Origin of the sequence: Sorangium sp. So ce375, assembly GCF_051473855.1 — a bacterium.
Classification (GTDB): domain Bacteria; phylum Myxococcota_A; class Polyangia; order Polyangiales; family Polyangiaceae; genus Sorangium.
The window spans coordinates 1,035,737-1,055,707 of record NZ_CP150335.1 but is presented as its reverse complement, the minus strand read 5'-3'; the positions used below and the strand labels follow the sequence as shown (position 1 = coordinate 1,055,707).

Below are 19,971 nucleotides of genomic sequence, written 5' to 3'. Positions count from 1 at the left end.
AGGAGCAACGATCCGACGATACAAGGGGCGAGGCGCGGCGCGCCGCTGAGGACAGGAGCTCTCGTGCGCGATCCGCCCCCTCCTGGAAGCGCGATGCCTCGCTAAGGCGGCGGCCAGCGGACGCCGAGCCCCTGGTGCGGCGAGTCGGCGCTCAGGCGCACGTCGTCCGCGGGGGGCGGCAGCGCGCGCCACACGTCCGGGTGCTGGTCGGGCTGCTCTCCCTGGCTCTCGGCGAGCGCCTGGTAGAGCGCGCCCTGGTGGAGGACGTAGGCGCCCTCGGGGTACGTCACCGCGCGATCGTCCGGGCTGAGCGTCGCGCGATCGGTCCACCACTCCACACGTCGGTAGTTCTCGTCGATGCCGCCCGCCATGAAGTCGCGGAAGCGGACGCGGGGCACCGCCTCGGTCGGGTTGTCCCCGGCCTGCACGCTGTCGAAGAGCCACTTGATGAACGGATACGGCCCGTCCACCCGGTTGCCCTCGAGGACGTGCGGGTTCGGCGCATTGCTGCCCACGGCGAAGACCTGCACCGGCTCGTCCGTGTCGGGGTACACCTCGCCATAGTTGAAGTGGAACCCGAGGAAGGCGTTGCGCTCGAAGCGTATCGTGGCGCCGGTGTCCACCGCGTGCGTGTACACCCCGCTGAGCGACGTGTCGGCGAAGTAGTTGTCCGTGAACGAGATCGTGTCCGAGGGCGAACGCGGATCGCCGTCGACGCGCGTCGGGAACAGCTCGACGAAGAGATCGCCCGTCCCGATCACGATGTTGTGGTGGAAGCTCGAGCTGCCATAGCGCTGGCCGAACTGCACGTTGCCGTCCTGGTAATGGTCGAACGCCGACCGCCACCGGACCGCGCCCGGCCCGAGCACGTTGTGGTGGATCTCGCAGTCCGAGCCGAGCTGCCCGACCTGCAGCGCCTCGGTGCCGGTTCGGAGGAGCCGGTTATCGTACACCTCGAGGCGCTCGAACGCGTGCTGCGGCTGCGCCTGAGTGCTGCCGAAGTAGATCCCCTCGGAGCCGACGTCGTGCACGTAGAGGTCGTGGATCTTCACGTTGCGCATCGTGGCCTGTCCGTCGTCGTCGGTCTTGGCGACGACGCCGGCGAACTCGGCGCGCGCGACCTCGAGGGTGTCCAGCTCGAAATCCGACGCTCCTCCGCCGATGGCCAGCCCCGAGAGGCCCTCTTTGCTGAACGCGTCGTCGATGAAGATGCCGTATGTCCCCTGGCTATGGGCGAACGCGCCCTCGGCGTGCCCCCGGAACCCCGCGTCTCCGGTCTTCGAGACAGGATCGTGGCGGCCGGTCAGGATCCAGCCCTTTCCACCCTTGATCACGAACACGTAGTTGGCGGCGTCGCCCCCGACCTCGACCTGCCCGCCGAGGTTCGTGATCACGAGCGGGCGCTCGGCGCCCCGCTCGGGCAGGCCGCCGAGGAGGATGCTCCGGTAATGGCCGGCCGGGATGTAGAGCCGATCGAGCGCGCTCCAGTCGACCTCCGGGAACGACCCGGCGAGATCGGGATAGGCGATCGCGGGGAGCTCGCCCTCCTTCGGGGCCGGCTCCGGCAGCGTGAAGGTGGTCGTGGCCTGACCGAAACGACCGTAGGCCGGGACGCCCGGCGTGGAGCCGCCCGCGCCAGACATAGAGCCTCCGGCGCCGCCCGCGCCGGACGTGGAGCCACCGGAGGCGCCCGCGCCCGGCGTGGAGCCTCCGGCGCCGGCGGAGGACTCCGCCCCCTCGCCGTCGCCGCCGCACGCCGCCATCGCGACGAGCAGGACACCGATCCCCGCGCTTTGCCGCATCCGCCGGAGGATACGCCATCGGCTGGGCGCGCCGCGGCGAAAGCCGCGCACCACGCGCCGGTGCGTGGGAGCTGGTGTTCAGAGCCGGGTGGACATCATACCGGCTGCGCCGCTCACCAGCGCGTCCGTCTCATCACCCTGCGCGCCTGACGGTGGGCGCGCGGTCCTCTCGCCGCCTGGCCTGCCGGTAGCCGATGGGGCTCACGCCGTGGGCGCGCGCGAAGGCGCGCGCGAACGCGGGCTCGCTGTCGTAGCCGACGCGGGCGGCGACGAGCTTCACCGGGAGCGTCGTCTCGCCGAGCAGGACCGCGGCGCGCTCGAGGCGCAGCCGGCGCACGTGATGGCCGAGCGGCTCGCCGAGGAGCGCCGTCGCGCGCGCCGCGAACGCGGATCGCGAGAGGCCGGCCGTCCGTGCGAGGTCCCCGAGCTCCCACGCGCGCTCGGGCGAGGCGCGCACCCGCGCGAGCGCGGCCGCGATCGGCTCGTCCCGGAGGGCGTCCCGCCGCGGCAGCGACGCCGCGGGGTCGCGCAGCGCGCTCGCGAAGAGCGCGTGCGCCCACGCCTCGCCGACGGAGCGACGAAGCGCCGCCGACAGGGCCTGTGGGCCGGCGAGCAGCGCGAGCGTGTCATTGAGCCAGCGCGCGAGCCCCGGCGTCGCGCCCGTGACGTGCACCGCCGGCGGCAGCAGGGCGACCCACGGGGCGCCCGCCGCGTCGATGTGCAGGTCGATGACGACGAGGCGCGTCTCCGGCGGGGCCTCCGTCGCCAAGGCGTCGTCGGCCACGGCGCGCATCCCGCGACAGAGGGCCTCCGGGTGCGCGAGCGAGGTCGTCGGTCGATCGCGGATGGCGTGCTCATCGGCGCGCGGCAGGAACACGAGCTCTCCAGAGCCGAGCGCGAGCCGCCGGCGCGCGACGTCGACCCACCCGCCGCCGCGGAGCGCCGCGTACACCCGGGCGGAGGCGCGCTGCGCCGGCTGCCGCTTGCCCCAGCGCTCGCCCAGCGCGAAGCGCATCACCTCGGCCTCGCGGAGCACGACGCTCCGGGCCAGCTCGTCGAGCGCGGCGGACATGGCGCGATCGACTCTACACCACGCGGCGCACCGCGCCACACCGGCGCGCGCGGCGGGCCGCGAGGACGACGCGAGCCGTGGACGCGCGGATCGCGGAGCCGGACGCGCGGCAATCGCGGCGCGCCTACGCTTGGCCTCGTCAACACGAGAGGAAAGGACCTTCCATGACGTACCCCCCGCCGCATTCCAGGCCGCTCGACGCCGCGCAGGCGCTCGACGCGCACCTCGAGCTCATCGGTCGCGACACGGAGCGCTGGCTCGACCTCTTCGCCGACGACGCAACCGTCGAGTTCCCTTATGCGCCGGCGCTCGGCGCGCCGGCGCGCCTCGAAGGCAAGGCGGCCATCCGGCGCTATTTCGAGGGCATCCTCGAGAGCTTCCACGACCTGGAGCTCCGGGACGTACGACGGTATCCGACGACCGATCCCGACGTCGCGCTCGCCGAGGTGCACGGCTCGGCGACCATCGGGCCCGCGCGCAAACGCTACGAGCAGGACTATGTGATGTTCGTGGCGACGAGGAACGGCCGAATCGCGCGCTACCGCGAGTACTGGAATCCCGCGCCCGTCGTCGAGGCCTTCGGCGACGAGCTCACCACACGTCGCGAGGGGGCGTCGTGAGCCCGCGCGCGGGCAGCGACGGGCCGCTCGTCCTCGTCACCGGCGGGACGGGCACCACCGGGCGAGCCGTCGCCGCGCGGCTCGCGGCGGCCGGCGCGCGCGTCCGCACCGCGAGCCGGGCGGCGCCCGCTCGCGAGGGCGTGGAGCACGCCCGCTTCGACTGGGCCGACGCCGCGACCCACGAGGGCGCGCTCCGCGGCGCCGATCGCGTGTACCTCGTGGCGCCCGCGATGATCGAGGATCCCTCGGCGCTCATGCTGCCCTTCATCGAGCGCGCGCTCGCGGGCGGGGCTCGCCGCTTCGTCCTGCTCAGCGCGTCGGCCGTGGCCGAGGGGGGCCCCGGGCTCGGCGTCGTCCACCGCGCGCTCCGCGAGCGCGCTCCAGAGTGGACCGTCCTCCGACCGTCGTGGTTCATGCAGAACTTCATCGACCCGCGCCACCCGCACGCGGCGGCGATCGCCGGGCGCGGCGAGCTGGCGACCGCGACGGGCGGCGGCCGCGTCGGCTTCGTCGACGCCGAGGACATCGCGGAGGTCGCCGCGCGCGCGCTCCTCGACGACGCGCCGCACGATACAGCACACGTCATCACCGGCCCGGAGGCGCTCGGCTACGATGACGTGGCGGCCATCGTGTCCCGCGCCGCCGGCCGGGCGATACGCCACGTCGAGGCCGGCGAGGAGGACGCCCGTGCGTACCTCGTCCGGGCGGGGATCCCCGCGCCCTACGCCGCGTTCCTCGTGAGGCTCGACCTCGCCATCCGCGACGGGGCCGAGGACCGCGTCACCGACGTCGTTCAGCGCGTGACGGGCCGCGCGCCGCGCGCCTTCGGCGACTTCGCGCGCGCCCACGCGCGCGTCTTCCGTGAGGAGCCCAGCGCTGCAGGGGCGAGATCATCGCTCTGACCCGGCGGGGCGCGGGGCGTCACCCGCGCCAGAGCTCCTTCACGCCGTCGGCCATGAACTGCACCGCGATGGCCGCCAGGATGAGGCCCATCACGCGCTCGAGCACGGCCACGCCGGACGCCTTGAGCGCCCGCTGCACGAGCCCCGCGCCGCGCAGCACGAAGTAGGAGGCACCGAAGGTGATGACCACGCTGGCGAGCACCAGCGCCATCGCCACGGGGTCGCTTCCCCCGCGCGACATCAGCACCATCACCGTGGCGATGGCGCCCGGCCCGGCCAGGAGCGGCATGGCCAGGGGCACCAGCGCCACGTCCTCCTTGGCGATGCCCTCCTGCTCCTCGGACGGGGTCGTGCGCGTCGCCGAGGAGCGGGCGCGCAGCATGTCGAGCGCCGTGACCAGCAGCAAGAGCCCGCCCGCGACCCGGAACGCGGCAAGCGAGACGCCGAAGACCTTGAAGATGACGCTGCCGAAGAGGGCGAAGAACACCATGAGCCCGCCGGCGACGGCGCACGCCCGCCGCGCCGTGCTGCGGACCTTCTCCGGCGGATCGCCCGCGGTCATCGTCAGGAACAGCGGCACGATGCCGATCGGATCCACGACGAAGAAGATCGCCGACAGCGATACGAGGAAGACCGAGACGTAATGGGCCATGCTCATCGGAGGCGTCGCGGAGCCCGCGGGACAGGCGCATCTCCCACATCCCCGACGGCCGCGCTAGGTGTGAGGCACCATGGGTGTCTGACACGGATCTGGCGGCCCGCGCCGCTCAGTCGAGCGGCACCGGCGAGGAGGTCGATGCGATCAAGTAATCGTGCGCGGAGGCCCCGCGCTCCTTCGCGAGGGCGAGCGGGACAGGCCGGTAGAGCAGCGTCGCGGTGACGTTCGCGGTCGCCGCGCAGCCGGCGGGGATCGCGAAGCCGTGCGACGTCACCGCCACGCTCCCCGGCGCGATGCGGTTGTCGCTGGCGATGTCGACGGCGCGGTGCTGCGGCGCGTGCCGCGCGCCGGCCGGATCGATGAGCACCTTGGCGAAGGTGTAGCCCGCGGCGCCCGCGAACGCGGCCGCGGGCTGGCCGTCGGCGGGCGCCGCGGCGAGCGGCGCGCCGAGGTAGACGAGGTCCCCGTCCTGCGCGGGGATCGCGCCGCTCAGCGTGAGCGCGCCGCCGCCGGCGGCGACAACCCGCGCCTCGCCGACGGGCGCGCGGATCTCGAGGCCCTTGTCCGCGGCGTCGAGCGACGGGTCCGCGAAGCGGCCGATGCCGGTGTAATCGTCGTAAGCGCCCGTCGGGCGGACGATCCTCACCACGTCTCCCGCCTTCGCGCGCGCCGCGCCCTCCTCCCAGGCGAGCCGGGTGCCCGTCAGGGCCACGCCCTGGCCCACGCGCGCCTCCGCGAGCGCGCCGCCGGTGTCGTTCACCGTCATGCCGCTCGACGGCGAGAGGGGCGCGCCGCACGCCTCCGCCGTGACGAGGAGCACGAGCGCCCGCATCGGCTCCCCGGTCGGGACGGCGTGGCCCGCGGAGCCGCCGGCGAGGGAGACCGTGACCGCGAGCTCACCCGACGCCGCCGCGGCCGCGATGCGGACGTCGACAGCGCCCCGGATGAGCCGAGGGGAGCCCTCCAGCGGGCCGCGGAAGAGGTGGGAGCGGACCGTGCCCTCCGGGCGGACGAAGCCGAGCGAGACGCTCGCGTTCGCCTCGGTCGTCACGTCGACGCTGCTCTTCAGCGAGAGGATCCCCGGCATGTGGCACGCCTGGCACTGCGTGGCCGGACGGTTCCAGGAGCTCGCGGTCCACTCGGAGAACGTCTCATGGATCGGGAGCCCGTCGGGCCAGCGGACCGGATCGAGCGCCGCGCCCGGCAGGAGCGCCGCCTGCCGCTGCTCGTGGCAGCCGCCGCAGAGCTCCGAGGCCGAGAACTTCGGCTGGTAGCTCCCGCCCATGAACCGATTCGGCACATCCGGCCGCGGGCCGAACATCACCTCGAGGAGCTTCGACGAAGGGTCGGCGGAGATCCTCTCCTGCGGGCGCTGGACGATCAGGGCGCCGGCGACCCCGGGCAGCCTGCTGAGATCGACGTCGCGGATCTTGTGGCAAGCGTCGCAGTGGTCGCCCTTCTCGAAGGCGATGCCGGTGGCCTCGAGGAGGTCTCGCCCGCCCGCGGGGCCGTCGATCCCCGCGGCGTGGCAGTCGGCGCACGCGCCGAACGCCGCCGGGCGCACCGCGGCGGGCAGCGCGGGATCGTCGCACGAGGGCTGCGCTCCCCCGCCGCAGGACGGGTTGAGATCCGGCAGCACGCCGCTCCCGAGGTAACACCGCATCGCGGCGCCCCCCTCGCTCCCCGGGACGCGGCCGGCCTTCCAGCGCCCGCCCGCGGCGCTGCACGAGGCCTCGTCCGTGTGGGCCATCGAGACCCCGGCGTAGATGGCCTGGAGGAGCGGGCTCCTGGCCGAGCGCGCGTGCCCCGACTCGAGGAACTCGGCCACGAGCGTCGTGTGGCAGTGATCGCAGAACCGGGTCGAGTTGTGGGGGTCGCCGTCGCCCGGATCTCCGTAGGTGTAGCCGAGCGCGTTGTCCGGCGGCGACACGCGGCGAAGGGCGATATCCACCGGCCCGTCGGGGACGACCTCGAGCTCGATGCCATCGGTCCGATATCCGATCTTCGCGGCGACCACGGTCGGCTGACCCGGGATGTCCCGCGTGATCTCGATGGAGAACGCGCCGTCCGAACCGGTCACGAGGGCCGGCTCCCCGCCGGCCTGCATCACGATGGCCCCTTCGAGCGGCGCCGCGCCGTCGGTGACGACGCCGGTCACCGTGAACGCGTGCGGCAGCTCCCCCGGGGCGCCGCCGAAGCCCGTGACTGCGCTCACGTACGTTGTCGTCGTCACCGGGTGCGCGCCGGCGCCCTGGCCGCCGCCGCCTTGGCCGCCCGGCGCGGGCGGCTCCCCTGCGCACCCGCCGCCCAGCAGGCAGGCGGCGAGCGCCGCTGAAAGCGTGGGTGTTCGCAGCCGGGTCAGGGTTCGCGCCGCCGTTCGCATTCCGGGGGATCGCCACGGTAAACCCGGCTCGACGACCTGTCGACGGAGAGGGGCTACCGCGACAGCATGAGCTCCGAGGGCGGGGGCTCCGGCGCTCCGGCCTTCGAGGGCCGCGGGGCCGTTCGCAGCGGCGGCGATGGCGGCGGGACGACCCCCCACGATACCGGCCCCCGCGACGGTGGGGGCGGCGACTGCGCGGGCGGCGATGGCGGAGGCGGCGACTGCGCGGGCGGCGACGGCGGATCGCCCAGCTCGTCCGCCCTGAGCCGCTGCATGCTGCCGTCCCCGGACAGCGTGGTCTCCGTCGAGGCCGCATAGGCCTCGGCTTGCTCGAGGACCCGCACGAAGTTCCCGCCCAGCAGGCGGAGGATATCCCTGTCCGAGTAGCCGCGACGGATGAGCTCCAGCGTGATGTTCGGGGGCCCGTCGATGGCGGCGAGCCCCTCCTTGAGCACCTCGCTCCCATCGAAGACGGAGCCGAGGGCGACATGCTCGATCCCCGCGATCTTCACCACGTGGTCGATATGGTCGATGATCCGCGACAGCGGCACCGTTACCGGCCCCTCCTGCGCCCTGAGCTTCTCGATCTCCTCGTGGAGCGCCTTCGTGTCGCCCGGGAGCCTCTCGCCGAGCTCCTTGAGGTGCGCCCCGTACTTCTGCGCGAAGCGCGCCGACTGCTCCGCATACGCGTCGTCCAGGAACAGCGCCCAGGCGTTCACCATGACGAGGCCGCCGTTCTCCGCGATCGCGCGCAGCATGTAATCGTCGAGGTTGCGGCGGTGGTGCCCGGCGGCCGGCATCGTGGAAGAGGTGAGGATCGGCGCCTTGGCCACCTTCATGACGCCCTGAAACGTGCTGTCCGATCCGTGCGAGACGTCGACGAGCATGCCCATCCGTTGCATCTCGCGGACCACGGCCTCACCGAAGGTGGAGAGGCCGCGATCGCGGACGTACCCGGCATCGAGGGCTCCTCCCGCGGAGCCGGCCCAGTCGTTCGTGGTCATGTGCGTGAGCGCCATGGTGCGGACGCCGAGGCGGTAGAACGAGCGCAGCGTGGGCAGGGAATTCTCGATGGCGTGCCCGCCCTCGACGCCCATGAGCACGGCGATCTTGCCTTCGCGCTCGGCGCGGCGCACGTCCTTCGCGTTGCGCACGAGCACCAGCGTCTCCCGGTGGCGCTCGATCTGGCGGTGGGTCGCGTCGATGAGATCGAGCGCGCGGCGCGCGGCGCTGCCGCCGAGCCGCGAGGGCGAAAGCGGCGCGGACGCACCGACGTGGATCGGGAAGAACGCGCCGGTGACGCCCGCCGCCTTGATCCTGGCGAGCTCCGCGGCCGCCAGCTCGTCGTCCGGGCTCACCCGAGCGAACGCGTCGCCGAGGAGCAGCGAGGGCACGCCGCTGTGGCCGTCCACGAGGATCGCCTTGGCTTGCAGCCGAGCGGCCCGCTGCTCGGGCGTCTCCGGTCCCACGGGGCTCGCCGAGACGTCGGGCTCCACCGCGGACCAAGGCCCGACCTCGTCGGCGGGCTGCGGAAAGAAATCGGGCGACGCCGCGGTCCCAGGGGAACGAACACAGGCCGCGAGCGACGCGGCGGCGAGGAGCGCGAGGGACAGACGAGTGCGCATGATCGGAGGGTATCATGCGGGCTCGGCGGAGAGATAGATCGAGCGGCGTCCGGACCGTGCCTCGGAGAGGCGGGCCAGCAACGCCGATGGGCGTCGACACGCCGGTCCTGGGGCCCCCTATGTCCTGATGACCCCCGTGGTCAGCCGCCGTGGCGCAGAGGTGGCGCCATCGGCGGACGTCCTCCTTCCCCCTACGCGGCGCCGCGCCCGGTCCGGGGCTCCACCTGGAGGGTCCCGCCGTCCGCGGTCGCCAGACCATAACGGCCCGCGCTCCCGAGCACGCTGCCCTCGCTGCTCGTCATCACGCGCAGTCACGCGGAGTCACGCGCAAGACGCCACCGCCGTTCCGGCCGAACGCAAGCGACGAGTCGGCTCCGGCCGCAGACAGCACATGAAATCGAATTTGTTACGAGCTCTATCAATCGCATGTTCGCCTCGGCGCCGCTCGGGATAGCGACATCGCGCCCGAGACACACCGTCGCGCCACACCTGCGATACACAGCTTGACAAGAACATGTATCTTGCAATCCTAGAGAGTATGTATGGAACACTATTCCGACATGTTCTGTTCCCGTTGTACGAGACCCATATACGAAGACGGGCGACCCTGAGGCGATTGCACGAGATCGAACAATCGCAGTGGCGTCCGGAGCGCGAGATTCGAGAGCTGTCCTTTCGAAGGATGCTCGACGCGCTTCGCTTCGCCGAGCAGAAGGTGCCTTTCTATCGGCGCCGCTTCGCCGAGTATGGGGTGCGTGTAGCAGACGTGAAGGCACCAGAGGACCTCGTGCGGTTCCCCATTCTGACCAAGGCGGATATCCGCGCCCACGGGCCGGAGCTGCTCGCCGAGGGGTACACGGGCAAGCTGATCAAGAGCGGAACGGGCGGCTCCACAGGGGAGTCGATGCAGTTCTACCTGGACCACAAAACCTACGAGCATCGGATCGCCGCGGCGATGCGGTCGGACGGCTGGGCTGGAGGGAAGGTGGGGGAGAAGGAGCTCCACATCTGGGGGATTCCCTTCGTCAATGAGAGCCGCTTCAAGAAGGGGAAGCGCCAGCTGCACGAGGCCATACTCCGCAAGAAGTACGTGTGCGCGTTCGACCTGTCCGAGCAACGGCTCGCCGCCGCCGTGGACGACATCGCACGCTATCGACCGAACTTGATCATCGGCTATACGAACCCGCTCTACTATACAGCGCTCTTCGCCCTGGAGACGGGCCGCAAGCTGCCGGCGCCCAGAGGCCTCGTGTGCACCGCCGAGCGGCTCTTCGATCACCAGCGCAGGACCATCGAGCACGCCTTCGACGCACCCGTGTTCAACCGATATGGGTGCAGGGAGGTGATGCTGATCTCCTCGGAGTGCGACCGGCACGAAGGAATGCACATCAACATGGATGGGGTCTACCTGGAGCTGGTACGCGAGGGCCGGCACGCGGCGCCTGGCGAGCCTGGTGAGGTGATCGTGAGCGACTTTGTCTCCCGGTCGATGCCGCTGCTCCGCTACAAGAACGAGGACATCGCCATCGGGTCCACGTCGACGTGCTCGTGTGGGCGAGGTCTGCCGCTCCTCGCCTCGGTCGAGGGGCGGGAGCTCGACATGATCGTTGGATCGGATGGGCGGCTCGTCGCGGGCGAGATTTTCCCTTACATTCTCAAGGACTGTCCGTCGGTGAAGCGCTACCAGGTCCACCAGGATCGGAGCGGGGCCATCACGCTCAAGATCGTCCCGGCGAACGGATACCAGGACGAGCACGCGCGCTACATCGAGCAGGCGCTCCGCAAGCACCTCGGCGACCGAGCCGTCCTCCAGATTCGGGTGGTCGACCATATCGCGCTCACCCGCGGCGGCAAGCTCCGCGTGACGATCTCCGATGTGCCGAGCAGGCTCGACGCGCGGAAGGATCCACCGCAGGCGAGCCCGCCGGCGGCCTCCGCGGGGAACGGCCTGGAACACCACCCCGATTGATCGACTTTCCTCCTGCGTGGAAGGCGATGGTCTCCAGCACTTCGCGCACCGCGGCCTGGACAACCTTGCCCGCGGTGCGCGAGACGCCGCTATGTCGTGCCTTGCTCCGTATACAGAGCATAGGAGCGGCGGTCACCCGCACAGGAGACGGGCCCAGATCGGCGTTTTCGGCGCGCAAGCGCACTCATGTGCGCTGAGCACCGAAAACGTCGAGATGGGCCCGTATCCGACGCGGGTGACCGCCGCTCCAGGGAGAGCTTGTCTTAGGCTACGGCGCGCTCGCTGTCCCCGAATGCCGCCCGCGCGAGCAGCCGCTCCAGCTCCTCCGCGCTCTCCTCCCACGATGGCGGCGCCGCCTCGGCGAACGCTCGCGCGTCCCAGGGCCGCGCGAGCGCCTCGCGGAGCGCCTGGCCCAGCGCCCTCACGTCGCGCGGCGGGACGAGCAGGCCTGTGCGACCGTGGGTGACCAGGTCCGGGATCCCCCCGACGCTCGTGGCCACCACCGGACAGCCGACGGTCATCGCCTCGAGCACCACATTGGGGGTTCCTTCCGCCCAGCTCGGCAGCGTCAGCAAATCGGCAGCTGCCATGTAGCGCGCGACCTCACGGAGCGGGCGCTCGCCAGCCGCGATGATCTGACCGGCCGCGCTCTGAGCGGCCTTGCGGCGCGCCGCGGCCCGATCGACCGCGGTCCGGCCCGGGCCGGCGCCGACGACGACGAGATGGGTGGGCTCGCCCCCCTCCTCGGCGAGCGTCTCGAACGCCTCGAGCAGATCCAGGATGCCCTTCGGCTGCTTGAGCTCACCGACGAAGGTGATGATGCGGCCGCGCTCCGGGAGGCCGAGCTCGCGCCGGGCGGCGAGCCGATCGCTCGGATGGAAGATCGAGCGGTCGACGCCATTGCGGACGACGACCGCGCGGCCCGGCGGCGCGCCGAGCGCGGTGAGCAGCTCGGCCATCGGCCGGCTCACGGCGATCGCGTACGAGGCGGACCGAACCGCGCTGGCGACGAGCGGGCGCACCGAGCGCCAGCGGGCCACGACGTTCACGTCCGTGCCGTGCGCTTTGACGACGTAAGGAAGGCCGAGCATCCGCGCGACAAGCGCCGCCGCGCAGGCGTCCGGATACAGCCACGCTCCGACCACGACGTCGAACCGCCCGCGCAGCCGCCGGATGTGAGGCAGGATTCCCGTGAGATAGAGCGGCGCGTTCACCGGCGCCAGGATGCTGCCCGCGCCGGGCAGGTACGGCGCGCGCGGGTGCACGACCGAGATGCCGTCGATCACGTCGCGCTCTGGCACCGCCGCCAGCCGCCCTGTACGTGTGCGCGCGCCCAGCAGCGAGCTCCCCGGGTGGTAGGGGATCGCCGCGAACACCTCCACCGGGCAGCGGCGCGCGAGGGCCGCGAGCTGCTGGCGCTGGAAGGCACAGACGAACGGCTCAACCCGGTTTGGAAAAAGGCGCGTCATCCAGAGGACACGCGGCCTCTTTGTTCCTCCCTCCCCAGCCAGCTCGGAGCGCGGGTTCCCTCGGGGACTCTCATTCAGCTTGGGATCCGTGAACAACATATCCAGCATGATGCCAACCTTCCTCCAGGGGCCGGCGCGAACGGCATGGTACGTCCTGCCGCTCGACGCCGGCGCCCGGACTGCATACGTCCTTGCTCCCGGGCGCCTCCGCGCGCAGAACGAGCTTCCGTTCGCTGACAGTGAGCGAGTCGTCCCCCCACACGAGGGGTACCGCACACGACGCTCGTGTCGAGTTAAATTTCCAGTATTGTGATATTTTAAGCACTGCTCGATGCGGGATGTTTCGGGCGTCATGCGTGCTTCCATGGAGGGCGGTCGAGCCGGGTCGCGCCAGCCCGCCGGGCGTGCCGCGCGGCAGAGGGAGGACGAGCGTCCTCGCTCGCTGCAGCACACCCGGACTGACGCGCTCGACGGAAAGAAATCAGCTAGCCTTAGAGCAGGAGCCCCGATGTCGATCAGGCAGCGCGATTACATCCTCCGCATGATCGAGCAGCTCGCCGAGGCCATCGGCCGGATCGCCGGGCTGCGGCGCGCCGGCCAGCTCGACGAGGCGGAGCTGCTCGTCCGCACCACCGCCGACGGGCTCTTCGGCCCGATGCGGGACATGCTCGACCGGCTCGACGCCGCGGGCGCGGCCACGCTGCTAGGCGACGACGAGAAGATCGGCGCGTACGCGGCGCTCTGCGTGGAGCAGGCCGAGATCCTCGAGCTCCGGGGCCGCGCCCCGCAGGCGCTCGCGGAGCGCAGGCGCGCGCTCGAGCTCTACCTCGAGGCGGTGAGCCGCGCGCCGGAGGGCAACCCCCGCGCGCAGCAGGGCGCGCGCGCTCTCCTCGGCCGGCTGGACGCCGCGCGCCTGCCGGAGCGGTACCGCGCCCTCGCCGCGAAGCTCGGCTGACCGCGGCAGCAGCGCTCGCGGGCTCGACCGCCGCTCGCCGGCTCGACCGAAGCGCCGCGCTCCACGGCGCGGTCTGCCGTGCGGGCGCTGCGCCCCGCGCCGGATGCCGGGTTGCGATGACGCTGGCGCGCAACCATGACATGGGGAGCCCCGTGGAGCCGACCCCCTCGTCCGCCAGCTTCGCCGCGCTCGGCATCGGTCCTGCCCTCCTCGGCGTGCTCGCCGAGCTCGGCTACGAGGAGCCCACGCCGATCCAGCGCGAGGCGATCCCGCACCTCCTGACCGGGCGCGACCTGCTCGGGCAGGCCGCCACCGGGACCGGCAAGACGGCCGCGTTCGCGCTGCCGCTGCTCCAGCGCCTCGAGATCGGCGGCGAGCCGCCCAGCACCCCCGAGGCCCTCGTGCTCGTGCCGACCCGCGAGCTGGCCATGCAGGTGGCCGAGGCGATGCACCGGTACGGCCGCCGGCTCGGCGTGCACGTGCTCTCCGTGTACGGCGGCCAGCCCTTCGGGCAGCAGCTGCGCGCGCTCCGCCGCGGGGTCCACGTCGTCGTGGCCACACCGGGCCGGACGCTCGACCACATCGGGCGCGGCACGCTCCTGCTCGACGGCATCCGCACCGTCGTGCTCGACGAGGCCGACGAGATGCTCGACATGGGCTTCGCCGAGGCGCTGGAGGAGATCCTCTCGGCCACGCCGGGCACGCGGCAGACCGTGCTCTTCTCCGCGACGCTGCCGCCGCGGATCGCCGCAATCGCCGGCCGGCACCTGCGCGAGCCTGTGCGGGTCAAGATCGCGGGCGAGAAGGCGGCCCCCGGCGAGCTCCCCCGCGTCCGCCAGACGGCGTACATCGTGCCGCGGGCGCACAAGCCCGCTGCGCTGACCCGGGTGCTCGACATGGAGGATCCGTCGTCGGCCATCCTCTTCTGCCGCACCCGCAACGAGGTCGACGAGCTGACCGAGGCGCTGCGCGGCCGCGGCTACGAGGCCCAGGCGCTCCACGGCGGGTTCTCGCAGGAGCACCGAGATCGCGTGATGGCCCGCTTCCGCGCTGGCACGGCCGAGCTGCTCATCGCCACCGACGTCGCGGCGCGGGGGCTCGATATCGAGCACGTCTCGCACGTCATCAACTACGACATCCCCTGCGCGGCCGAGGTGTACGTCCATCGCATCGGCCGCACGGGGCGCGCTGGCCGCGAGGGCGCGGCGATCACGCTTGTCGAGCCGCGCGAGCACTACCTGATCCGCAACGTCGAGCGGCTCACCGGGCAGCGCATCGAGGTGGCCACTCTCCCGACCGTGGCCGACCTGCGCGCGCGGCGCCTGGAGCTGACGCGCGCCTCGCTCCGGGAGGCGCTCCTCGAGGGCGGCGCCGAGCGGTTCCGGGTCGTTGTCGAGGGGCTCGCCGACGAGTTCGACGTCATGGACATCGCGGCGGCGGCGGTGAAGCTCGCCCACGACGCGACGGAGGGGGATCGGGAGGAGGACGAGGCGGAGATCCCGTCGTTCCGGCCGCCCCCGCGCGGGCCGGAGCGCGCCCGCGACGACCGCGCGCCGCGCGGCCCTGCCGGGGCGCGAGGGCGCCCGGGCGAGGCGCAGGCGCGACCGCCGCGCGAGGGCAACGGCGACGTCGCCCGGCTCTACGTGAGCGCGGGGCGCGCCGCGGGCATCCGGCCGGCCGATCTTGTCGGCGCGATCGCGAACGAGGCGTCGCTGAGCTCCCGCGACATCGGCGCCATCGAGATCGCCGACGGCTTCTCCACGGTGGAGGTCCCGGCCGAGGCGGCGGATACCGTCATCGAGGCGTTGCGCGCCACGCGGCTGAAGGGCCGCAAGGTCCAGGTCCGCCGGGACGACGCGGGGGCCCGCGGTGCGCGAGGCGGGGCGGCCGAGGCCCGCGGCAAGGCCACCGAGGCCCGCAGCGGGGCCGCCGAAGCCCGCGGCGAGGCCGCCGAGGCCCGGGGCGAGGCGGCGGGTATGGCGCCCCCGCGGCGGCGTCCACGGGCCTGAGCTCCCCGGCAGCCATTTCCACCCACCAGGAGCCCGGCCAGGGATCCGGAGAGAGATTTCAACGCAAAGTCGCAAAGTCGCAAAGTCGCAACAAAGAACGATTCGTGCGTTTTGCGCCTTTCTCGCTTGGCATCTTTGCGTTGAAATCTCTCTTCGCTCGGAGACAGATCGCTGGCAGGACTGTTCTCCCGGGTCACGCGCGCGGTGCTGTGCGCGCTGCTCCGCCGAAATGAGGTGGCCGCGGCCGCCTCGCCGCGCGTCGTCGAGATCGGCGAGCGCAAGCTCGACCGGTCTCGACACCTCCATTTCTGCGACGTGATCGCGAGCGCGGCGTTCGACGACTAGCGCCATGAGGAGCGCTGCCGCGGGGCCGCCAGCGCCCACCACCATCGACTTCAAAGGCGGCTCGCGGCGACACGCCGTGACACGGCCGTGAACTTGTCAGTCACACCGGCGCGCGCCGCACGTTGCCGCGGCGCGAGCGCTCGATAAGGTATCGGTGCTGGCGCGAGCGCGGGGGCGGCGAGCTCTGCCCGCGGCCCCAGCGAGCGCCAGATCGAGCCGTACCACCGCGCGAAGGCGATGTTTCCGATCGTGCCCGCCACGACGACGGTGACGGGTCGACGCGCCCTCGTTGCTTTCCGAGGAGACGAGATGATCTACAACGTCAAGAGTGCCCCCTACAATGCAGCTGGCAACGGAACGACTCCCGACGACGCCGCCATCAACGCCGCGATCGTGGACTGCGGAACGGCGGGCGGCGGCGTGGTCTACTTCCCGAGGGGGGTCTACAAGCTGACATCCAGGGTCAACGTGGCGTACAGCGGGGTGATCCTGGAAGGAGAGGGTCGAGAGAGCGTGCTCAAGCATGAGCCCGAGACCGGGACCTTCATCCCGGTGCTCTTCTTCAAGAGCGCGAGCACGGGTTACGAGGAGATCAGGAACGTGGGCGCCCGGGACCTCACCATCGAGTTCGCGAACGCCGGGCCGCCCAGCGCCGGGGGGCTCCAGCTGAACGGCTGCGTCGATTGGTTCTGCGAGCGGGTCACAGTGCGAGGAAACGGCACCGGGATGTCGAACTCGACGACGAACGGCATCGCGACGGCCTTCTGGTCGCGCGACGGGATCATCTCGGGCTGCGTGGTGGAGGGCGTGAGCAAGCCCGGCATCTACCTGGCCGGAGCGAGGCGCGTCACCGTCGTCGGCTGCATGGCGAAGAACATCAAGTGCACCGCGGCAGCGCTGGAGGACGCAGGCGCCGGGTTCCAGACGGGGCAGAGCCGCGAGGTCAGCTTCATCGACTGCCACGCGACCGGGTGCGCCACCGGGTTCAACATCATCTGCATGGGGACGTACGGCGACGGCACGGTCGACGCATCGCCGGCGCCCTCGCTGACGTCCTTCAGCGTGACCCTGAGCAGCGCTCACTTGCCCTATCGGATGGATCGCCTCGGCATCTGGAATCCCACGACGAAGCGCATCGTGGAGCTGCCGGTGACGTCGGCCACGAACACCTCCGGCAACACCTGGGCGATCACGCTGGCCGCGAGCAACACGGAGTCGATCACGGCAGGAGCGAAGATCTTCGTCAACTACGAGCCGTACAGGAACGTCCGCATCATCGGCGGGTCGTCGAAGAACAACGTCCTCGTTCATAACAGCGTGACTTCCGGCCACGGGGTGGTCGTGTCCTCGCTCCAGGCCGGCGCGGTCGGAAGAGACCTTGTCATCTCCGGGCTCATCTGCGAAGGGAACCCGAGCGCCGGCATCAAGATGGCGGCGGTGGAGGACGCGCTCGTGGAGGGGTGCATCCTCCGGGATAACGGGGCAGGCATCCAGCTGACCGACATCGCGCTGCCAGCGACGCCCGAGATGCCCGCGCAGGACGTGACGAACCGGATCATGATCAGCGGCTGCGAGATCTACGACAACACGAATTTCGGCGTGCAGCTGCGCTCGGTGGAAGACGTCACGATCCAGGGCACGCGCATCTACCGGACCAAGGACACCGTCCAGGCGTTCCCGATCCTCATCAGCAAGGTCGGTGAGAGCAGCAGGAAGACGGCCAACGTCAAGCTGCGCGACATCGATTTCTCGGGGTACGACCTGAGCAAGGGCTCGAGCTTCGTCGTCTCGACGCCCGTGGTCCCCTCGAGCGGCGACAGCGACGCGGTGGAGAGCGGTCTCTACGATCTCGCGTTCTTCGGCGCTCCCGAGGGCGTCCTGTACGCGCCTCCAGGCTCCCGGTACGTCGACCGCGCGACCGGCGCCTCGTACCGCAAAGCCCACGGCTGGAAGAAGAGCAACTGGATCGCCTCGCTGACCCACCAGCAGCGCACGGAGGACGCGACGACGACGCTGGTCAACCTCTACATCGTGCCCGACAATTCGGTCGTGCACGCCAGCATCGTGGCGGTGGCGCGCTGCAATAACGGCGAAAGCGCCGTATACCGCCGCGCCCTGGGCGCGAAGAGGCATAACCCCAACGAGGCGGCGGCCGTCGGCACGGTGCAGACGATCGGCTCGGACGGCGAGGACGACGCCGACTGGAGCTTCAACGTCGTCGTGGCCTACAACACCATCAGGGCCGTGATCGTCGGCGAGGCCGGAAAGACCATCGACTGGCTCATTCGCACCGAGGTCGACGTCTACACGCCGTAACGTGCGCCGACCGCGTTCCCGCTGAGGCTTGCGAGCAGCCCCGGGTCCAGCCTGGCCGGTCCGGGTCCAGGGGCGGACGGCCCCTGGCCGGGTCTGGAGCGACGCCCCAGCGATGCGCTCACCCCGCGGGCCGTGCCTCCGGCACCGGCACGCGGCCTATCGCGTAAGGCAGGATTCGTGCGATGTTGCGCGCGTCGTCGATCCCGCGGTGGTGTGTCCCGTGGAGTGGGAGTCCGAGCCGCTCGAGCGCGCTCGCCATGCCGTAGCGCTGGGTCACCCCGAGCGTCGCGGAGAAGCGCTTCTTGATGTTCATGTGCCCCTGCAGCGGCAGGGGCACGCCCCAGCGGGCCGCGTCGATCTCGAACTGCTTGCGGTCGTAATCGCCCCACGAGCAGAAGAGCGCCTCCCGCTGGCCGACGAAGCGCCCGAGCGCCGCGATGGCTTCGGGGAACGCGGGCGCGGCGTCGACGTCTGCTTGCGTGATCGTGGTGAGCCTCGTGCAGAACTCCGTGAGCTTCGGCCGGATGACCGGGCGCACGAAGGTGGCGAGCTCGCTCACGGGCTCGAGCGTCGCGCCGTCCACGAGGACCGCGCCGATCTCGATGATCTCCATGATGCGCTCGGCGATGCGGCCCCCCTCGTCGCACGTCGCCTCCAGATCGATCACCAGGAAAAATGCGGGATCCTTTTTCATGTCCGTCCTCCTTTCTGCTGAACCTTGATACGATCCGCGCGACGAACATGCCCGGACACGAAACCGGACAGGCCGCTCCCGCAGGCTTTTCCTGGGAGGATTACGTCGCCTGGCTCGTCGCGCAGCACGGCTCCTTGACGGCGGTCGCCGAGCGGCTCTCCTCGCTGCGTGGCTACGAGGACGACCTCTACTCGATCGAGCGCGCCCTGCGCCGGCTGCGGACGCGTGGCCAGCGGGACGGCGGGACCTGGGGGGCGCGCGCGCTCGCGGCCTTCGGCTTGCCGGACGCGCTCACCGAGCGCGCCCGCTGGATGGGCGCCTATCACTCGCGGTTCACCGACCTGCCCCTGCCCCTCGCCCAGGACCTCTTGCGCCTCTGGGATCGACCGCCGGTGAGCGAGGATCCGACCTCCCACGTCTTCCTCGCCCTCGCCCACGCCACCTGCGCGCTGCGCGGCGACGACCGCGAGGCCGGAAAGACGCACCTCGCCCGCATCCGGCCGCTGCTCGGAAAGGCCCCGCCCGAGGCCCGGGTGGAGGCTCTGCTCACGGAGGCCTTCCTGGCGAGCCGTGATGACGTCGCGCGCGTGGCCGGCCTGCTCGACGAGATCGAGCCGCTCTTCGAGCTGCCGATGCCCGCCCACGACCGAGCCTGCCTGTTCGCCCGCTGGATCGATCAACGCGCCTTCGAGCGGAACCGCTCCTGGGGCGGCAAGCAGCCGGATCCCGCGGCCGCGGAGGCGCTTTACCGGCGCATCCCGGAGGACGGTCCGGCCTTCGCGCGGTCGCGGCGGGCGAACGGGCTGGCGTACGCGCGATGGAAGCAGGGTTTCCCGGAGGAAGGCGCGGCGCTCGCGCGCGAGGCGTGCCGGCACGCCGGGGACGGCGGGCACATGCGGATGCGCGCGATGGCGCTGAACATGCTGGCGCGAATCGTGGGCGGCGAGGCGGGCGCGGAGGCGAGGCGGCGGGCGATGGCGATCGCGAACGAGCTCGAGGACGAGGTGCTCAGGCTGCGGTTCGAGCGGCGAGCGGGAAACAAGGGCTGAGGCGGATCAAGCCGCCTGCTCGACGTTCTCCTTTCCTTCTCGGCCACCGGCCGCACCCCGGCGAGGGCAGCGTCGGAATCGTGCGAGATGGTGCGCGACGCCC

General features: G+C 71.7%; 14 protein-coding genes. 7 read left to right on the top strand and 7 right to left on the bottom strand.

Features of this window, described 5'->3' with window-relative positions; genetic code table 11:
- Window positions 1-101: 101 nt before the first annotated feature.
- Together WME90_RS04115 and WME90_RS04110 are read right to left on the bottom strand one after the other, a co-directional pair.
- Window positions 102-1,802, bottom strand: a complete 1,701-nt coding sequence (locus WME90_RS04115; RefSeq protein ID WP_437279749.1) for a right-handed parallel beta-helix repeat-containing protein — start codon at window positions 1,800-1,802, stop codon at window positions 102-104.
- A gap of 133 nt (window positions 1,803-1,935) precedes the next feature.
- Window positions 1,936-2,874, bottom strand: coding sequence for a helix-turn-helix domain-containing protein (locus tag WME90_RS04110; protein ID WP_437279748.1), 939 nt, complete (start codon window positions 2,872-2,874; stop codon window positions 1,936-1,938).
- Between the two features lie 164 nt (window positions 2,875-3,038).
- On the opposite strand from WME90_RS04110, the gene WME90_RS04105 reads away from it, so the two are divergent.
- On the top strand, window positions 3,039-3,494 hold the full coding sequence (locus WME90_RS04105) for a nuclear transport factor 2 family protein (protein WP_437279747.1): 456 nt from the start codon (window positions 3,039-3,041) through the stop codon (window positions 3,492-3,494).
- Window positions 3,491-4,396: an NmrA family NAD(P)-binding protein gene (locus WME90_RS04100; protein WP_437279746.1), complete on the top strand. Its 906-nt coding sequence runs from the start codon at window positions 3,491-3,493 to the stop codon at window positions 4,394-4,396. Before WME90_RS04105 ends, WME90_RS04100 begins: the two co-directional genes overlap by 4 nt.
- A 19-nt stretch (window positions 4,397-4,415) precedes the next feature.
- Here WME90_RS04100 and WME90_RS04095 read toward each other — a convergent pair whose 3' ends face one another.
- From WME90_RS04095 to WME90_RS04085, 3 genes are all read right to left on the bottom strand, one after another.
- The gene (locus WME90_RS04095; RefSeq protein ID WP_437283556.1) at window positions 4,416-5,048 is read right to left on the bottom strand and encodes a MarC family protein; all 633 of its coding nucleotides are present in this window, start codon (window positions 5,046-5,048) and stop codon (window positions 4,416-4,418) included.
- Between the two features lie 115 nt (window positions 5,049-5,163).
- The gene (locus tag WME90_RS04090) at window positions 5,164-7,437 is read right to left on the bottom strand and encodes a hypothetical protein (protein ID WP_437279745.1); all 2,274 of its coding nucleotides are present in this window, start codon (window positions 7,435-7,437) and stop codon (window positions 5,164-5,166) included.
- A 53-nt stretch (window positions 7,438-7,490) separates the two neighbouring features.
- Window positions 7,491-9,062 carry a dipeptidase gene (locus WME90_RS04085; protein ID WP_437279744.1) on the bottom strand — a complete coding sequence of 524 codons (1,572 nt, stop codon included), beginning with the start codon at window positions 9,060-9,062 and terminating at the stop codon, window positions 7,491-7,493.
- A 682-nt stretch (window positions 9,063-9,744) separates the two neighbouring features.
- On the opposite strand from WME90_RS04085, the gene WME90_RS04080 reads away from it, so the two are divergent.
- Window positions 9,745-11,031, top strand: a complete 1,287-nt coding sequence (locus tag WME90_RS04080) for a phenylacetate--CoA ligase family protein (protein WP_437279743.1) — start codon at window positions 9,745-9,747, stop codon at window positions 11,029-11,031.
- A 263-nt stretch (window positions 11,032-11,294) separates the two neighbouring features.
- Here the strand turns inward: WME90_RS04080 and WME90_RS04075 are convergent, their stop codons facing one another.
- Entirely contained in the window at window positions 11,295-12,500 is a 1,206-nt protein-coding gene (locus WME90_RS04075; protein ID WP_437279742.1) for a glycosyltransferase family 4 protein, read from the bottom strand.
- A 508-nt stretch (window positions 12,501-13,008) separates the two neighbouring features.
- Here WME90_RS04075 and WME90_RS04070 point away from each other — a divergent pair.
- The 3 genes from WME90_RS04070 to WME90_RS04060 all read left to right on the top strand — a co-directional run bounded on the left by WME90_RS04070 (window position 13,009) and on the right by WME90_RS04060 (window position 18,125).
- Window positions 13,009-13,455 carry a hypothetical protein gene (locus WME90_RS04070; RefSeq protein WP_437279741.1) on the top strand — a complete coding sequence of 149 codons (447 nt, stop codon included), beginning with the start codon at window positions 13,009-13,011 and terminating at the stop codon, window positions 13,453-13,455.
- A 140-nt stretch (window positions 13,456-13,595) separates the two neighbouring features.
- Entirely contained in the window at window positions 13,596-15,464 is a 1,869-nt protein-coding gene (locus WME90_RS04065) for a DEAD/DEAH box helicase (protein WP_437279740.1), read from the top strand.
- Window positions 15,465-16,118: 654 nt separating this feature from the next.
- Complete coding sequence (locus WME90_RS04060) at window positions 16,119-18,125, top strand: right-handed parallel beta-helix repeat-containing protein (protein ID WP_437279739.1); 2,007 nt, start codon at window positions 16,119-16,121, stop codon at window positions 18,123-18,125.
- 118 nt (window positions 18,126-18,243) lie between these two features.
- Here WME90_RS04060 and WME90_RS04055 read toward each other — a convergent pair whose 3' ends face one another.
- Complete coding sequence (locus WME90_RS04055; protein ID WP_437279738.1) at window positions 18,244-18,819, bottom strand: exonuclease domain-containing protein; 576 nt, start codon at window positions 18,817-18,819, stop codon at window positions 18,244-18,246.
- A 47-nt stretch (window positions 18,820-18,866) separates the two neighbouring features.
- Here WME90_RS04055 and WME90_RS04050 point away from each other — a divergent pair, with 47 nt between their 5' ends.
- On the top strand, window positions 18,867-19,868 hold the full coding sequence (locus WME90_RS04050) for a hypothetical protein (protein ID WP_437279737.1): 1,002 nt from the start codon (window positions 18,867-18,869) through the stop codon (window positions 19,866-19,868).
- The last annotated feature ends 103 nt before the right edge of the window (window positions 19,869-19,971 follow it).

Coding starts and splice junctions, on each gene's coding strand:
- WME90_RS04115 (WP_437279749.1), bottom strand. CDS start 1,802: ATGCGGCAAAGCGCGGGGATCGGTGTCCTGCTCGTCGCGATGGCGGCG.
- WME90_RS04110 (WP_437279748.1), bottom strand. CDS start 2,874: ATGTCCGCCGCGCTCGACGAGCTGGCCCGGAGCGTCGTGCTCCGCGAG.
- WME90_RS04105 (WP_437279747.1), top strand. CDS start 3,039: ATGACGTACCCCCCGCCGCATTCCAGGCCGCTCGACGCCGCGCAGGCG.
- WME90_RS04095 (WP_437283556.1), bottom strand. CDS start 5,048: ATGGCCCATTACGTCTCGGTCTTCCTCGTATCGCTGTCGGCGATCTTC.
- WME90_RS04090 (WP_437279745.1), bottom strand. CDS start 7,437: ATGCGAACGGCGGCGCGAACCCTGACCCGGCTGCGAACACCCACGCTT.
- WME90_RS04085 (WP_437279744.1), bottom strand. CDS start 9,062: ATGCGCACTCGTCTGTCCCTCGCGCTCCTCGCCGCCGCGTCGCTCGCG.
- WME90_RS04080 (WP_437279743.1), top strand. CDS start 9,745: ATGCTCGACGCGCTTCGCTTCGCCGAGCAGAAGGTGCCTTTCTATCGG.
- WME90_RS04075 (WP_437279742.1), bottom strand. CDS start 12,500: ATGACGCGCCTTTTTCCAAACCGGGTTGAGCCGTTCGTCTGTGCCTTC.
- WME90_RS04070 (WP_437279741.1), top strand. CDS start 13,009: ATGTCGATCAGGCAGCGCGATTACATCCTCCGCATGATCGAGCAGCTC.
- WME90_RS04065 (WP_437279740.1), top strand. CDS start 13,596: ATGGGGAGCCCCGTGGAGCCGACCCCCTCGTCCGCCAGCTTCGCCGCG.
- WME90_RS04060 (WP_437279739.1), top strand. CDS start 16,119: ATGATCTACAACGTCAAGAGTGCCCCCTACAATGCAGCTGGCAACGGA.
- WME90_RS04055 (WP_437279738.1), bottom strand. CDS start 18,819: ATGAAAAAGGATCCCGCATTTTTCCTGGTGATCGATCTGGAGGCGACG.
- WME90_RS04050 (WP_437279737.1), top strand. CDS start 18,867: ATGCCCGGACACGAAACCGGACAGGCCGCTCCCGCAGGCTTTTCCTGG.